Source organism: Candidatus Aalborgicola defluviihabitans, from assembly GCF_016705985.1.
GTDB lineage: Bacteria > Pseudomonadota > Gammaproteobacteria > Burkholderiales > Burkholderiaceae_C > Allorhodoferax > Allorhodoferax defluviihabitans.
The window spans coordinates 724,715-741,120 of record NZ_JADJKN010000002.1; the positions used below are offsets into that span (position 1 = coordinate 724,715).

13 protein-coding genes are annotated in these 16,406 nt (G+C 56.1%); 2 read left to right on the forward strand and 11 right to left on the reverse strand.

Translation table 11 applies throughout. The features are described from left to right. Positions 1 to 8: 8 nt before the first annotated feature. The 9 genes from IPI80_RS03850 to sucC form a co-directional block, all read right to left on the reverse strand. Positions 9 to 2,429: a GspE/PulE family protein gene (locus IPI80_RS03850; protein ID WP_413857306.1), complete on the reverse strand. Its 2,421-nt coding sequence runs from the start codon at positions 2,427 to 2,429 to the stop codon at positions 9 to 11. After that, complete coding sequence (locus tag IPI80_RS03855; protein ID WP_413857308.1) at positions 2,426 to 3,217, reverse strand: 3',5'-cyclic-nucleotide phosphodiesterase; 792 nt, start codon at positions 3,215 to 3,217, stop codon at positions 2,426 to 2,428. Before IPI80_RS03855 ends, IPI80_RS03850 begins: the two co-directional genes overlap by 4 nt. 10 nt (positions 3,218 to 3,227) lie before the next feature. Beyond that, positions 3,228 to 5,477: a CHASE2 domain-containing protein gene (locus tag IPI80_RS03860; RefSeq protein ID WP_413857310.1), complete on the reverse strand. Its 2,250-nt coding sequence runs from the start codon at positions 5,475 to 5,477 to the stop codon at positions 3,228 to 3,230. Between the two features lie 56 nt (positions 5,478 to 5,533). Then, positions 5,534 to 6,205 carry an FHA domain-containing protein gene (locus IPI80_RS03865; RefSeq protein WP_413857312.1) on the reverse strand — a complete coding sequence of 224 codons (672 nt, stop codon included), beginning with the start codon at positions 6,203 to 6,205 and terminating at the stop codon, positions 5,534 to 5,536. Positions 6,206 to 6,253: 48 nt separating this feature from the next. Beyond that, a complete protein-coding gene (locus IPI80_RS03870; RefSeq protein WP_413857314.1) occupies positions 6,254 to 7,039 on the reverse strand; it encodes a Stp1/IreP family PP2C-type Ser/Thr phosphatase in 786 nt (261 codons plus the stop codon). 6 nt (positions 7,040 to 7,045) lie between these two features. Beyond that, entirely contained in the window at positions 7,046 to 9,793 is a 2,748-nt protein-coding gene (locus IPI80_RS03875) for a CHASE2 domain-containing serine/threonine-protein kinase (protein ID WP_413857316.1), read from the reverse strand. Between the two features lie 159 nt (positions 9,794 to 9,952). Beyond that, on the reverse strand, positions 9,953 to 10,627 hold the full coding sequence (locus IPI80_RS03880) for a TerC family protein (protein ID WP_413857318.1): 675 nt from the start codon (positions 10,625 to 10,627) through the stop codon (positions 9,953 to 9,955). 111 nt (positions 10,628 to 10,738) lie between these two features. Then, positions 10,739 to 11,632, reverse strand: coding sequence for a succinate--CoA ligase subunit alpha (sucD, locus tag IPI80_RS03885; protein WP_413857320.1), 894 nt, complete (start codon positions 11,630 to 11,632; stop codon positions 10,739 to 10,741). Between the two features lie 68 nt (positions 11,633 to 11,700). Further along, on the reverse strand, positions 11,701 to 12,864 hold the full coding sequence (gene sucC, locus IPI80_RS03890) for an ADP-forming succinate--CoA ligase subunit beta (protein ID WP_413857322.1): 1,164 nt from the start codon (positions 12,862 to 12,864) through the stop codon (positions 11,701 to 11,703). Between the two features lie 182 nt (positions 12,865 to 13,046). Between sucC and argC the strand changes: the two genes are divergently transcribed. Then, positions 13,047 to 13,982 (forward strand): N-acetyl-gamma-glutamyl-phosphate reductase, encoded by a 936-nt coding sequence (gene argC / locus IPI80_RS03895; RefSeq protein WP_413857324.1) that lies wholly within the window; start codon positions 13,047 to 13,049, stop codon positions 13,980 to 13,982. A gap of 117 nt (positions 13,983 to 14,099) precedes the next feature. On the opposite strand, the gene recX is transcribed toward argC, so the two are convergent. After that, the gene (recX, locus tag IPI80_RS03900; RefSeq protein ID WP_413857326.1) at positions 14,100 to 14,552 is read right to left on the reverse strand and encodes a recombination regulator RecX; all 453 of its coding nucleotides are present in this window, start codon (positions 14,550 to 14,552) and stop codon (positions 14,100 to 14,102) included. A 62-nt stretch (positions 14,553 to 14,614) separates the two neighbouring features. Further along, entirely contained in the window at positions 14,615 to 15,715 is a 1,101-nt protein-coding gene (gene recA / locus IPI80_RS03905; RefSeq protein WP_413857328.1) for a recombinase RecA, read from the reverse strand. A 142-nt stretch (positions 15,716 to 15,857) separates the two neighbouring features. Here recA and IPI80_RS03910 point away from each other — a divergent pair, with 142 nt between their 5' ends. Continuing rightward, entirely contained in the window at positions 15,858 to 16,340 is a 483-nt protein-coding gene (locus IPI80_RS03910) for a MarR family winged helix-turn-helix transcriptional regulator (protein WP_413857330.1), read from the forward strand. Positions 16,341 to 16,406: the final 66 nt, after the last annotated feature.

Genomic DNA, 16,406 nt, shown 5'->3' on the forward strand with positions numbered 1-16,406 from the left:
AACGCCGCCTATTTGATACAAACCTGCCGCACCATCTTCAAGTCCGTCAGCCCCATCATGATCTTCTCCATGCCGTCCATTTTTAAGGTTCGCATGCCACCCTCTACCGCAGACGCAAACAACTCTGACACGCGTGCGCGCTCCTGAATGAGTTTTTTGACACCATCATCCGCCACCAGCAATTCGTGCAGTCCAACCCGGCCTTTGTAGCCTGTCTTTCCACATTTCTCACAGCCGACTGCCTTGTAGAGCTTGATGTGCCCATCCTCACCATAGGTTTTTAGCCAGCTCTCCACAAGTTTCTTTCGTTCGCCCTCAGGGTCGGTTTGCCAGGCTTTGGAATGGCGTAGCTCTTCGGAATACTCTGTCACGAAAAGACGAAATTCGTCAGCGTCGGGCACGTAGGCAACCTTGCAGTCGCACAATTTCTTGGCAAGCCGCTGAGCCAGGATGCCCAACAGGGCATCGGCAAAATTGAAAGGGTCCATGCCCATGTCCATCAACCGCGTGATGGACTCCGGTGCCGAATTGGTGTGCAAGGTAGAGAAGACCAGGTGGCCAGTCAACGATGCCTCGACGCCCATGGACACCGTTTCTTTATCGCGCGACTCACCCACCATGATGATGTCGGGGTCGGCCCGCAAGAAGGCACGCATGATGAGTGCGAAGTCAATTCCCGCTTTTTTGTTGACCTGAACCTGTCGCAACCCCTTCTGGGTGATTTCGACCGGGTCCTCAGCTGTCCAGATTTTGGTATCTGGCGTGTTGAGAAACTTGAGAATGGAATGCAGTGTGGTGGTTTTGCCGGAGCCAGTTGGGCCGCATACATAAAACAGACCGTAGGGTTTGCTGACCGTAGCCTCCAGCCGCGCCTTGTTGTGCGGAGTAAGCCCCAGCTTTTCCAACGGAATGGGCTCGCCGGCGGCCAGAATCCGCATGACCACGTCTTCCACGCCGCCTGCAGAAGGAATGGTGGCTACACGCAGTTCAATGTCCAACGGGCCGTATTTCTTGAACTTGATCTTTCCGTCTTGCGGTTTGCGGCGCTCGGAAATGTCCAGGTCACACATGATCTTCAAGCGCGTGACCATGGCTTGGCGGAAGTGCGCAGGCACTTCGACATACGGCACCAAGCTGCCATCAATGCGAAACCGAATACCGGTCTTGAACTTGCCAGGCATGGGCTCAATATGAATGTCAGAGGCCTTTTGGTTGTAGGCATCGATAATCACTTTATTGACAAATTTGACCAGTTCATTGTCAGCGGCAGCGGACTCCAATGAGTCGTCATTGAAGCCGTCGTCAACCGGCCCGCCGTCCATGCCAGCGAGCAGTTCGTCAACCGTGGTTCCGTCTGCTATGGCGCCAAACAGCTGCGCCAGCGTTTCTTGAAATTCGGTCTGCGTGGTGACCCGGTACGCAAATTTTGAAATACGGGGATAGACCTGCGGCACAACCCGCGAGCCACGTACCGCCTCAGGGTCCATGCACATGATTACCAGCCCCTCGGGCGACTCCTCCAGTGGAATCCAGCCCTGCTCAACCATGAATTCCCGCTTGAGCGCACCGTGCAACATTTCGGAGCGTATGCGACTCGGATTGAACGCTTCATAGGGAACACCAAAAAACTTGCCCAGCGAAGGGCCAATTTGCAGCGGCTTGATTTTGTACTGCGCCATGAGCAGGTGTTCTACGGACTGTCCTTCTGCCCGTGCGTTCTGAATACATTGGCTGAGCTCATCGTCGGTCAAAAGTCCATCCGCAACCAGTGAATCGTATTTTGTTGCCTTCTTGCGCGGGGCAGATCCCACGCCATTGGCCCGTTGACGGATGGCAGTGGCCAGTGTCTTGCAAAGCTCTGCTACACCATCGACTTCCAAATCGCCAAAGGGCTCATCACTTTTGTTGTTGATAACCTGCAGCACGCCATGCAGGGTGCTTCCCTCCAAAATAGGTGCTACCAGCATTTGCTTGGTGCGGTAGCCCGATCGTTTGTCCACCACTTTCAAAAAGGTTAGCGCAGGATGGACCTGCTTGAGGGCGTCATCATCATAGACATCGGTCAAATTTAGCAACTTGCGGCTGAATGCAACATAACCGGCAATGCTCTGAGGAGAAATGGGCAGCTTAAGGTCGCTGCTGCTATTGAGCCCTGTTTTTATCTTGGAAACAATGGACGATTGGTCTTCATTGACGGCATACAAGGTCAATCGATCCGCATTAAGCAACTTGCAAATATCCTGGCTGGCCTCAAGCATGATTTGCTCCAGGTTTTCCGTGTCATGAATGCGCGCAGTCACATGGTGCAGTTGCCTGTAAAACAGGGCTTCAAAAGTCATGCCCCGCTTTTTCGACGGCAGCTTTTGTGATTCAAAGAAGGCCTGCTCCGATGCTTTCTCGGATGTTCCTGCCGGTACGACGGTACTCATATTTCAAACTCCTGCCCGGCACGCAACCTGCGGATGTCATGCGTCACGTTGGGGCCACAGGGTTCGGTTTGGTCAAACCGCTGAATTTCGGCCATGATGAGTTCCGTTTCTGCGGGCTTGGTATGGGTGATGTATATGGGGTAGTTCTTCCCCTTGGCAATGCAATCCAACTCATTTGCTAAAACCGTAGGCGACAAGTGCAGGCTGCGGCGCGCGAGGTCTTTCTCTCGGTTACTGAAGGCCGTTTCAATCACCAGCATAGCCACATTCAACTGGTTAACCCGATCCCAAAACGCCTGGTTGCGTTCGGTGTCGCCGGTAAATACCCAACACCCACTTCCGGCCGTGATGGCGAACCCTGCGGCCGGTACGGTGTGAACGGCTGGCAAGACTTCAATGTACTTGCTGCATAGCTCAATGGTCTGTCCAACCTGTATTTCGTGAAAACTGATAAAGGGCGCCTCAGGTGATGGGATGCGTGAGAAATCAGGCCAGATAACGTTGTTAAAAATGTGTGCGCGCAGGGCCTGAATGGTTCCGGCCAAAGCATATATTTTCAGGGGTTCTTTGCGCTGAGCAGCGATGGCATCCACCATCAAGGGCAGTGCTGCCACATGGTCCAGGTGGGAGTGGCTGAGCAACACGTGGTCAATGCATCGCATTTCATCCAAAGTCAGATCTCCAACTCCCGTGCCGGCGTCCACCAGGATCTCACCATCAATGAGAAACGAAGTCGTCCTGCAGTCTTTGGCTATGGCGCCTGAGCAACCTAGTACACGTACTTTCACGACAAGAACCTCACTTGCTTTCGAAATTGGTTGCACCATCCCATTCGGGGTCGAATGGGAGCAGACGCATCGAGGCTACTCGGTCTGCATACAGTTGGTAAAGGAATTTTTTTGCATTCATTCGCATTAAGTTGATCAACAACACGTCCGCCTGATCCCAATTCTGCGCTCGATAGGCTTTGATGAAGGCATTCCAGGTTTTAAGCTCTGTTGCAGACGACTCGTTGAGTTTTGTCACGAGAGCCATGGGCCAGAAAATGGCTACGGCCTGTTCTTTGCCCTTGACCCGAACTCGATCCAACTCCTGCCAGGCGAATTCAGGCGCCAACTTTTTGGTTGTTTCACTGACCACAATATCCACACCGTAGGCCTTGCACAAACCTTCCAGGCGTGAACCCAGATTAACCGCGTCGCCAATCACTGTATAGGCGCGGCGGATATTGGAACCCATGTCACCCACGCACATGGTTCCGGTATTGAGGCCAATACCAATCCCAATATCCGGCAAACCCCGTTCCCGGTGGTCTTGATTGATATCGCCTACTGCAAGGACCATTTCCATTGCCGACTTGACTGCTAAATGCGCATGTTCAGGTGTCTCCACAGGCGCACCCCAGAACGCCATCACACAGTCACCCATATATTTGTCAATCGTGCCGCGATTCGCCCTGATGGTGCTGGTCAGCTTGCTAAAAACCCCCGTCAACAATTCCTGCAACTGGGTAGGCTCCATGTGCTCGGACATTTTGGTAAAACCCCGCATATCACAGAACATGACCGTCAGCTCCCGGCTAGACGCCTTCATGCTGTAGCTGTCAGGGTCCTTGACCATCTCGTCCACTAATTCCGGAGGAACATAGGTACCAAACAGATTTGCCAGTTCTCGCTTGGATCGGGTTTCAACAAAATAGCCGTAGCTCATGTTCAACGCAAATGCGGTCAACGTCATAACGCATGCAGCCGCCAATGGCATGACCAGTCCATACGACAAATAGAGCCAAGAATTGATCGCGGTGATACCTAGCAATACCCCCATACTCAAAATCACTGCCCGCAACGCCGAAAGCAAAGGCAATCCAACCGCAAGCAACAAACCCGCCCCTGTCAGCAGCACTATGTCGTAGCCCATGGCGTAATCCGGCTTGAGCGTGACCTTGCCATCAAGCCACCCTGACAACAGGTTTGCGTGCGACTCAACACCTGGATAGACCTCACCAACGGGCGTGGCCCGCAAATCCTTCAATCCTGGCGCTGTTGTTCCTACAAGAATAATTTTGCCTTTTAGACTCTCAGGTGGCAGACGCCCCGCCAACACATCGGCGGCCGAAACGTACCGAAAAGAGCCGCCTCGTGGGCCGCCGACGCCCCGATAGGGGACCAGTGTTGCAATACTTTCGTTAACAGGTATTGCAAGCGAGGATTTGCCTGATTTCAGCAATACGCGGTCTAGGCCCTGGTAACGTTTGGATAACCATTGCTCGTCAGAAAACCCCAACTCGACCGGCGGCGAGCCTACCAGTCGCCGGAACATGGCAAGTGCCAGCGATTCGTAGTATTGGCCTTGGTATTCCATCAGCAAGGGCAAAGAGCGAATGACGCCATCAGTATCAGCAACGGGGTTGAAATGCCCAGCCAATGGCGCAGCATTGGCCAGCACTTCAATGTTTGCACCATAGCCAGTCCACGAAAACGCGGCAACCTGTCGACCCTTCACGGCGTCTCTCAGTATGACGGGAGCAGGCAAATGACCGGTGGTGCGTCCGTCCTCATCGCCAGTAAAGTAATAGCCCAACACAACGGGGCGCTTCTCCAGCGATTTGGCAAATACGCCGTCATAGTCCAGTTCAGGGCCAAGTTGACGCACACGGTCTGCAAAACCGGCCTGGTCCTTGAATTCGTTTCGCGCCAACTCGTTCAGACGACTAAGCCCGGAACTGTCGTCTGCCTCGGCAAACACAATATCAAACCCCAGCAAGGCAATCTTCTGCTGGTCAAACAGAATGTCGACTAAATGCCCAAGCTTGTTGCGCCCCCATGGGAATCGACCGACTTCCGCCAGACTTTTCTCGTCTATGTCAACAATAACGACGCGCTCGTCCAGCGTCTTAGGCATAGTCGCACGTAAACGAGCATCGTAGATGATGTCATCCAGCCGCTGCAGCACCCCAATAGGGAGAATTCCAATGGCATGCAGGAGAGCGAAGACCAACGGAATGAGCGTTACCGCAATCCGTTGCCAGTGCCTAGCTAGTGTTTTCATGCAGTATTACCTTGAAAACTGGCACGCAACGGACTCTGCCGTAACACCACAAACCGTCAGGTTTGCACGAACTGCATCTGCGTACCCGCGAGTTCGATCACATCCCCATTCTTCAAAGCCACCGGTTCAGCCTTGATAGGTGAACCATTCAACGTGGGGTTGCCGGCACCCTCTACATGGTGGACAACAAAGCCCTGATGACGTCGGGTTATTGCCGCCACTGCAACGCCGGGTTTACCAATGGTTGTCACCACCTTGGTGAGCGGGACTTCCCGCCCAGCAGCGGCTCCCGACAGGACCTTAATGGAAGCTTGGAACGCACCAAAACCTACAGAGTCGCCACCAACGCTAGCTGGCGCGGCCGCCCGCGTAGGCACCGACTGTGGCGAGGAGGCTGGACGAGCCTTGACGACCATGGTCTTGTCAAAGTTGTCGGCCTCACCGTCGCCTACAAATTTAATTTTGTATTTGCCAATTTCAATGCTGTCGCCATTTTGCAATTGCTGCTTTTTAACAGCCTTGCCGTTCAGATAGGTACCATTGGTGCTATTGAGGTCTTCCAAAAACACCTCACCGCCGGTCATCTGCAACACCGCATGTTCACCGCTCACCGCCAAATTGTCGATAACGATGTCGTTGTACGGTCTGCGCCCCAAGGTAGTCTTGTCCTTGGTGAGTTGCACTTCTTTGATCACGACCTCATCGATCGAAACGATCATTTTCGGCATGATCGACTCCTTTTCCTGTAATGTGTTTCTGGAAAACTTTGCTGCATCTTACTTCCCTAACCAACGGGCGATTAAACCGCGCTTTTCCGCTGCTGGATGAACTTCTACCATCAGCACCGAAATATTGTCTCTTCCGCCATTTTCGTTGGCGGAATCAATGAGTTGCGTCGCCTTTTGCTCCAGTGGCGAATCTTCCATAATAATTTTAGCGATAGCGGCATCGTCGATCATGTCAGAAAGCCCGTCGGAACACATGAGATAGACGTCCCCAACCTGAACCGCAAATTCGCTGACGTCCATAAGCACGGAGTCATCCACGCCCAATGCCCGGGTGACCAGATTTTTGATGGTGGACGTAGCTGCCTGTTCAACGGTAATCAGCCCAGCGTCAATCTGCTCCTGTAACAGCGAGTGGTCCTTGGTAATTTGATCCAGCAAACCCGCACGCATCCGGTAACACCGCGAATCGCCAATATGCCCCAATACCAGCGTGTCTTCGCGAAACACCCCAACCACCAGTGTGGTGCCCATGCCAGCGTAGTTAGTATTGGAGTTGGCGGAATTGAATATGGACCGGTTGGCATTGTCAACGCAAATCTCCATGGCCCGACGCACTTCCGCAGCCTTGGCCGTATCGCCAGCCTCCATCAACCAACGGCTAAGCTCCGACTTGATGAAAGCCGTAGCCATTCCGCTGGCAATTTCACCCGCGTTATAGCCACCCATGCCATCGGCCAATACTGCGGTCAGCGTTGCTTCATCGTAGGCGACCGAATCTTCGTTGTTATCGCGTGCCCTGCCAGGGTCTGACTTTGCACAAAAATGGTACATCATGGTTTCTTATCTCTTTGGGCCTGATCCGGTATCAGACCCCGCGTTTCCAGGCGCTGTGGGCTTTTGGATCACGGTCTTTTCAAAAATGTCGAGGCCTGCGGGAACCGTTTGCGTAAAATCGGCTTTACTTGGCGCTACCGCACCCATGGCGGGAACCGTTGCAGCAAATGCAACTGTCTTTTCGCTGGATTGAACGCGCACATCCAGCTTGCTCGTATTTACTGATGGTGCCACTTCACCCGTGAGTTGGCCCATGACACCACGCAAATCCGCTGCAAACTGGTCCCCGGTCTGAAACCGGGTTTCGGGCCGCTTGCTCAGCGAAAGCGCCACCACATCTGCAAGTGCCTGTGGCAATTCGGGCCGGATGACACGAATATCCGGCGCCTCTTCATTGGCAATCTTAAACATTAACTCCGACATGGAGTCGCCGCGAAACGGCAAGACACCCGCCAGCATCTGGAACAGCATGACCCCCAGCGAGTAAAGGTCCGAACGACCATCAACCTTCTTGCCCGCAAGTTGTTCAGGTGACATGAAACTCGGGGTTCCCAAAACCAAGCCGGTTTTGGTTTTACTCGAATCGGTGATGCGGGCAATGCCAAAATCGGTCACCTTGACCGTGTCGCTTTCGGCCTCGTACATGATGTTGGCCGGCTTGATATCGCGGTGCACCACGTGCTGCTTGTGTGCGTAGGCCAATGCCTCCGCCACCCGGGCCACGATGCTGAGCACTACCGGCACCGGCAATAACTGATCGCCCTTGCAATGGTCTGCCAGATCCTTGCCTTTGAGGAACTCCATGGCGATGTAGGCCAGGTCATGCTCTTCACCCGCATCGAAGATGGTTACGATGTTCTGGTGTTGCAGGCGCCCCGCTGTCTCGGCCTCACGGAAAAAACGCTCGCGGGCATCAACCAGTTCATCACCCGCAAACTCCTGGCTCAGGGCCATGGTTTTAATGGCGACAACACGGCCAATTTTGGGGTCTTTACCCAGGTACACAACACCCATGGCACCCTTACCCAGCTCTTTATCCACCTGGTAACGGCCCAACATGGGTTTTTCTACAGCTCCGCCATCAAGCAACATGGTTCCACCGGGATGGCTGCCGCCACCCCCCAACATGACGGTCTCTGACAGGTTCTTGGCGCGGTTGAGCTTGGCCTGAAGATCCTTGTAGCCCTTGTCAAAGGCGGCCATGTGGTTGTAAACCGCTTCGGCCTTGTTGAATTGGCGCTTGCGTTCGAAATCCATTGCCAGGTTGTACAGATTGTCCATGACGGCTGCATTCACCGGCACCCTGCGGAACCGGTCAAAGGCCATGTCCAACTGGCCCTGGCCCTGCAGCGCCAGTCCCATCATGCGATTGGTCTCGGCCGACTCTTCATCCGCCTGCACTTTACCAGCCTCGGTGACCAGGAAACGCTTGGTCGTCAACGCCAGATGCCCCAGAATCAGCACAACAGCCGGGAACACCAGCTTGAGCCACATCGCTGCAGAAGACAGCAATCCGAATTCAACCGCCAGCAAACCAAAGAACAAAATAGCGGTCGCGCTCGCTGCCATTCCTGCCGACAACCGCGGCAATGCCCCCAGAATGTATGCCACTACCACCAGGAAAATCCCAAAGCTCGCCCAGATACCCCAGACGGGCTGGACAATGAAGTGTTCGCTCAGAATGCTGGACGTGATGTGGGCAATGATTTGCGCCGGTGAAAGTGACGCGTTACCAGGCACAGTAAACTGAACGCCAACACCCGCGGCGGTGGCACCAATGATGACAATTTTGTTGGCGTACTTGGAAGCTGGAATCTTGCCACTCAGCACGTCATAAAACGAATCTACCGGGAACGCCGGCTTGCCATCGCGCTCCTTATAGAACTGCGGAAGCATCAACGCCGTTTCATCCGTTTTGACCCGCAGCTTGCCGATCTGCACGGACTGCCCCGCGTTGAGGTGCACATCCGAGGCTGACAGATTCAGGCTCTTGGCCGCCGCCAGCAAGGCCAATGATGGCACCGCTCTGCCGTAGTAGTTGACGAGCAGGGGTTCTTGTCTTACCGCACCATCAATGTCCTGAAATTGGTTCAAATGCCCAATGCCGGCGGCGGCAGCCCCGATGCTGGCTATTGGCTGTTGTCCGCGCACTGCGGAGATGGAAAACCCGTTAGGGTCATCCAGCGTGCTGGCAAGTGCGTAGGGTGGCAAGGGATTGTCGGGCTTGCCTTGCTGGTCACCCAACACGTAAACCGATGGCAGCAATACATTGCCAGCATTTTTGATACTGGCTGCCAGCACCGCATCGGTGTCCAGCGCAACTTCAGCCTCCGCAATCAGCTGGTTCAGTTGCTCATTGGTTGCCGAGATATCCTGGGCGCCTCCCAAAGCCGATTTCATCTTGCGGATGAACGCCAGGCCCGCGTCCACCTGGGGCTCAAAGAAGTATGCGGTGTAAACGATGGTTTTGGCTTTGGCCGCCCCCAATTGGTCAATCAGCTTGGCGTGGATATCCCGTGGCCAGGGCCAGCGCCCCAGATTGGCAATGCTCTGGTCGTCAATGGCAATGACTGCGATGCGATCAGACGGTTGGCGCGACGTACTGGTGCTGGCGAAATCATAAAAGCGCCGCTCCATCGTGCCAATGACGTCGGTTGTGGCGTGCAACGCAACGGCCGCGACCACAATGGCAACGCCGGCAAACCAGTCGGCCTTCCAGAAAGGCCCCGATTTCGATGAAAGAGATTTCGCCAATTGCCAGCCCTGCCCCTAAATGCTGCCGCTTTCAAATAGCAGCGCTCACACCACAACGCCCGACCCATAGGACGAAACTGATGCCGACGTTAGCAGATGCCGCCCATTCCGACAAGGGACTTATGCACGCACTCCCACTCTTTTTTGATAGCGCAAACCCTACTGCGAGTGCCGCCTCTGCAGTTTTTTCCCCAAGAGGATGACCAAAGCGGCACCTGCTACCGCACCGAGGTAATGCAGGCTGGGGTATGTCCTAGCAATACTTTGCAGCGCGGTATCGCCGACAATGGTCTCACCCCCCACCCAACCGATCAGGGCTGCTCCCAGCAGGATGATGATGGGAAAGCGCTCCATCAGCTTGATCATCAAGGTACTGCCAAAGACTACCAGCGGAATGCTGATGGCCAGACCCAGAATCAACAGAACCATGTTGCCCTTGGCCGCTGCCGCAACGGCGATCACATTGTCCAGGCTCATGACGAGATCGGCAATCAGGATGGTACGAACCGCCGCCATCAATCCGCCGCTGCCCTTGGACTCAGTGTCCTCGTGCTCCTCCTCGCTGAGCAATTGCACGCCAATCCACAGCAACAGCAAGCCGCCAACGATTTGAAGGAAGGATAGTTCAAGCAGCTTGGCCGCCACCACCGTCAGGGCAATGCGCAAAACAACGGCCGCGCCGGAGCCAAAGAAAATGGCCTTCTTTTGCTGTCCCGCTGGCAGAGAACGCGCCGCCAGAGCAATGACCACCGCATTGTCCCCGGACAAAATGATATTGATCCAGACTATCTTGAGCAGACCGATCCAGAAGTCCGCGCTGCCCTGCCATTCCATCGTTCCGACTCCCGCTCGTCAATGCAAAAGCGCCCCAAACATGCCGCTTGGAGCGCTTCCATGGTGTGGTGCACAGTGTAGCGGCCTGGCCGCAACTGTCGCCGTTATGTGTTACAGCATGGCCTTGAGCAGCTTTGCCATTTCGGACGGATTGCGTGTGACCTTGAAACCACACTCTTCCATCACCGCCAGTTTGGCATCGGCTGTGTCAGCACCGCCAGAGATCAACGCACCGGCATGGCCCATGCGTTTGCCAGCCGGTGCCGTGACACCTGCGATGAAACCAACGATCGGCTTCTTCATGTTGAGCTTGCACCAGCGGGCGGCTTCGGCTTCGTCGGGTCCACCAATTTCGCCAATCATGATGACGGCGTCGGTATCGGGATCGTCGTTGAAAGCGCGCATCACGTCGATGTGCTTCAAACCGTTGATGGGGTCGCCACCAATGCCCACTGCAGTAGACTGGCCCAGACCGATTTCAGTCAACTGCGCCACGGCCTCATAGGTCAGCGTTCCGGAACGTGACACCACACCGATACGACCCTTGCGGTGGATGTGTCCGGGCATGATGCCAATCTTGATTTCATCCGGCGTAATCAACCCAGGGCAATTGGGGCCAAGCAACAAAGTCTTCTTGCCGCCAGCGGCCTCCTTGGCCTTCATGCGATTACGCACTTCCAGCATGTCACGAACCGGGATGCCTTCGGTAATACAAATGGCCAGATCCAGATTGGCTTCGACGGCTTCCCAGATGGCCGCAGCAGCGCCAGCCGGTGGCACATAAATCACCGACACCGTGGCGCCAGTTTCCAATGCGGCTTCTTTAACCGAAGCATAAATCGGGATATTGAAGATGGACTCGCCAGCCTTTTTGGGGTTCACACCCGCCACAAAGCAGTTCTTGCCGTTGGCGTATTCCTGGCACTTTTCGGTGTGGAACTGACCGGTCTTGCCGGTGATACCCTGGGTGATGACCTTGGTGTCTTTATTGATGTAAATTGACATGAAATTCTCCTAATCAGTTGAGGACAGAGCTGGCTCGCTTTGCGAACTGCGGTCTGTCCCGCAAGGTCTCACGCATTCACCGCTTTAACGGCTGCCTGCGCAGCTTCTGCCATGGTGTCCACGGAAATGATGGGCAGACCGCTGTCCTTGAGCATCTGCTTGCCCAACACCTCATTGGTACCCTTCATGCGCACAACCAGCGGCACATTCAGGTTGGTGGCCTTGCACGCGGTGATCACGCCGGTGGCAATGGTGTCGCACTTCATGATGCCGCCAAAGATGTTGACCAAAATGGCCTTGACCTTGGGGTTTTTCAGCATGATCTTGAAGGCTTCGGTGACCTTCTCGGGGGTGGCACCGCCGCCCACGTCCAGGAAGTTGGCTGGCTCTGCGCCAAACAGCTTGATGGTGTCCATGGTGGCCATGGCCAGGCCGGCGCCGTTGACCAGGCAGCCGATGTTGCCGTCCAGGCTGATGTAGGCCAAGTCGAACTTGGATGCTTCGACTTCGGCCGGATCTTCTTCGTCCAGATCGCGGTAGGCCACGATTTCGGGGTGGCGGAACAGGGCGTTGGGGTCAAAGTTGAACTTGGCGTCCAAGGCCATCACGTTGCCCTTGCTGTCGCGGTTCAGCGGGTTGATTTCCACCAAGGACGCGTCGGTGTCCATGTAGCACTTGTAGAGCTTCTGGAAAATGTCCACGGCCTGTGCCGTAGACCCTGCGGGCATGCCGATGGCATCGGCAATCTTCTTGGCTTGCGCCTCACTCAGACCCGTCAGGGGGTCGATGAATTCGGTGATGATCTTCTCGGGCGTGGAGTGCGCCACCTCTTCAATGTCCATGCCGCCTTCACTGGAGGCGATGAAGGCCAGTTTCTGCGACGCACGGTCGGTCACGATGGACACGTAGTATTCCTTTTGGATGTCGGCACCGTCCTCGATATAGAGGCGACGCACCTTTTGGCCGTCGGGGCCAGTCTGGTGGGTCTTGAGCTGCATGCCCAGAATTTCTCCGGCGATGCGCTTGACGTCCTCAATCGTCTTGGCGACCTTGACGCCGCCGCCCTTGCCGCGGCCTCCGGCGTGAATCTGCGCTTTGACGACCCAGACCGGGCCACCCAGCTTTTGTGCGGCTTCAACAGCCTCTTGTACGGTAAAGGCGGGGATGCCGCGGGGCACCGGCACACCGAATTGGCGCAAAATTTCTTTGCCTTGGTATTCGTGAATTTTCATGACGTCTCTTTGGGGGCTGGACAATCTTCACCAGTTTGCAGCGAACATGGCTGCGAATCTGGCACTGGACACATCTAATACGAAATGTATCATGTTGCAACGCACCAAACTTGTGGCTGGCTTACAGCCCGGTTTGGCTCCGAACCCTTTTTCCCCTTTGGAGCCGCTTGTGCGGCAGTGGCATGAAAAAAATATTTATCGATGGCGAAGCCGGCACCACCGGCCTGCAAATCCGGGAACGGCTGCAAACTTTGTCCGGTGTGGAACTCATCAGCATTGATCCGGCTTTGCGCAAGGACGCCACTGCCAAACAGGCCCTGATGGCCCAGGCAGATCTGGTGATTCTGTGCCTGCACGACGATGCTGCTATTGAATCCGTAGCGATGATTGACGATTTGACGCGGGCTAACAATGGAATTGGCCCAAAAATTATTGATGCATCCACCGCCCACCGCACGGCACCGGGCTGGGTCTATGGGTTCCCCGAGCTGGCCGCAGGCCAACGCGACGCCGTGGCGCGGTCCAGCCGCGTGGCCAACCCCGGCTGCTATGCCACTGGTGCCATTGCGCTGATTCGCCCACTGGTGGATGCTGGCCTGTTACCGGCCGACTTTGCGCTGTGCCTGCCCTCTATCAGCGGCTATTCCGGCGGCGGACGCACCATGATTGAAGCCTACGAGGCCGGCACCGCGCCTGCCATGGAACTCTATGGGTTGGGGCTCAAGCACAAGCACATTCCCGAAATCATGCGCTACACGGGTTTGACCCGGCGTCCGCTGTTTGTGCCGTCGGTCGGTAATTTCAAACAGGGCATGCTGGTGCAACTGCCCCTGCATCTGGATACCTTGCCGGGTCAGCCCAGCGCACATGACCTGCACCAAGCACTCGCCCGGCACTATGCCGGCAGCGAATGGGTCACGGTTGAGGCGGCCACGCCCGACCAGAAGCTTGATGCCGTGGCGCTGGCTGACACCAACCAGATGGAATTGCGGGTGTTTGCCAATGATGCCAAGGCGGATGGATTCGCCCACGCGGTGCTGATTGCTCGGTTGGACAACCTGGGAAAAGGCGCTTCGGGTGCTGCTGTGCAGAACCTCAAGCTGATGCTCGGGTTGTAAACCCTGGCGACTGCTCCGCTCGTACGCGGCAAGGGACCCGCCGGGCGGCTCATGCTGCCAAATGCGCAGAAATCGCCGCCCGGCGTGCCCCTTGCCGCTGGATGGGTGCCAATTTCGTTATTCATCTTCACTGCTGGTTACCACGCGCCGGATGGCCTCGCCGCCAAAGCCGCGACTGGCCAGAAAGCGCATCTGCTTGGCGCGGCCTGAGGCATCGGTAGCGGGCTCACCGAATTTTTTGCGCCAGACTTCCCGCGCACGCTCCACTTCGGTTGCCCGCAGCTGCTCCATAGCGCCCAACACTGCCTCCGGTGCCAGCCCCTTGCTTTGCAGCTCCTGGCGTATGCGTGCCGTGCCCAGCTTGGCAGAGCGGCGGTTCAGCACCGATTCGAGCACGCGCTGTTCGTTGATGAAGCCCTTGGCCTGCAGGTCGTCCAGCGCTTTGGCCAAAGCTCCCGGCTCTTCCTCAAACTGGGCCAGTTTGCGCTCCAGCTCGGCACGGGAATGCTCCCGTGCGCTGAGCAAGCGCAAGGCCCTGCCTTTGAGAGACAGCGGTGTCGTGGTGGCCATGGTGGACGTAAAGGCGGGAGTAGCTACAACTGCTATTGTTTTTATAGCTACTTACGTATATTTCACGAGGGCTGGTCGGCCTTTTTGCTTGAAGTTTTGGTTTTGATTTCGGGCTCTGGCGCGCCGGGCAGCAGAGGGATGCCCAGTGATTCGCGCACCCGGTTCTCGATTTCCATGGAAAGCGCTTTGTTTTCGCGCAGGAACTCGCGGGCGTTGTCGCGGCCCTGGCCGATTTTCTCGCCTTTGTAGGCATACCAGGCACCGGATTTTTCCAGGATGTTGGCGTTCACGCCCATGTCGATGATTTCGCCGTGGCGGCTGATGCCTTCGCCAAACAGAATGTCGAACTCGGCCGTCTTGAACGGAGGCGCCACCTTGTTCTTGACCACCTTGACCTTGGTTTCGTTGCCAATGGCTTCGTCACCCTTCTTGATGGTGCCGGTGCGGCGAATGTCCAGGCGCACCGAGGCGTAGAACTTCAGCGCATTGCCGCCGGTGGTGGTCTCGGGGCTGCCGAACATCACGCCGATCTTCATGCGGATCTGGTTGATGAAGATGACCATGCAGTTGGTCTTCTTGATGTGGGCGGTGAGCTTGCGCAGGGCCTGGCTCATCAAACGGGCTTGCAGGCCGGGCAGGCTGTCGCCCATTTCGCCTTCCAGCTCGGCCTTGGGGGTCAGTGCCGCCACCGAGTCCACCACGATCAAATCGACCGCGCCAGAGCGCACCAGACTGTCCACAATTTCGAGCGCCTGCTCGCCGGTGTCGGGCTGGCTGATCAGCAGGTCTTGCAGGTTGACGCCCAGCTTTTGCGCGTACTGGATGTCCAGCGCGTGTTCGGCGTCCACAAAAGCACACTGGCCGCCTTGTTTTTGCATCTCGGCAATCACCTGCAGGGTCAGCGTGGTTTTACCGCTTGATTCTGGTCCGTAGATTTCGACCACCCGGCCGCGCGGTAGGCCGCCCACACCCAGGGCAATGTCCAGCCCCAGTGAGCCGGTGGAAACCACCTGGATGTCTTCAATCACCTCGCCTTCGCCCAGACGCATGATGGTGCCTTTGCCGAATTGCTTTTCGATCTGGGCCAGTGCTACTTGCAGTGCCTTGGCTTTTTCGGCGTTGGCGCCATTGGTGTTGTTGGGGTTCTTGACGGGTGCGTCCATGGAAATCTCCTTAAAAATCAATGAGGTGGTGCATCACAGTACTTGTGATTAATTACAGGCTGTATGCGTAAACAGTAGTTTAACGGTGTTTATTGAAATTCGTATACACATTTTTTAGTCAGTTTGCATTACTATTTGCAATATGCCTTCCACACCTGTTTCAGAGTCCACTACTTGGCGCCAAACCCACATCGGCCACTGGCTGCGCCACGCGCTGGCGCAGTTCGACGCACGGGTCATGGAACTGATGGCCCGCCATCCAGCCGTACCCCTGGGCTTGAGCAACCTGGCTGCGCGCGGCCAGGTGGGCGCCGCCCACATTCACATCACCCGCCACCTCGCACCCGAAGGCGCACGTCTGACCGCGCTGGCACAAGCCGCCGGCATGAGCAAACAGGCCATGGGCACATTGGTGGACCAATGCGAAGCCTGGGGGATGGTTGTGCGTGAAAACGATCCCCTGGACGCGCGGGCGCGCCGGGTGTGCTTCACTGCCACGGGGCTGGCCTGGCTGGGTGCCTACCACGATGCTGTGGCCCAAGCCGAGGACGAGTTGCGCCATGCCGTAGGCACCGAAGTGGCTACCGTAGTCACACTGGGCCTGGAAGCCTATTGCGGCCGATGAATACCCCGCACCAACCCACACCTCAGGCAAGCCTAGAATGGCAAAAAAACCCGTGCTGTGGCCGGT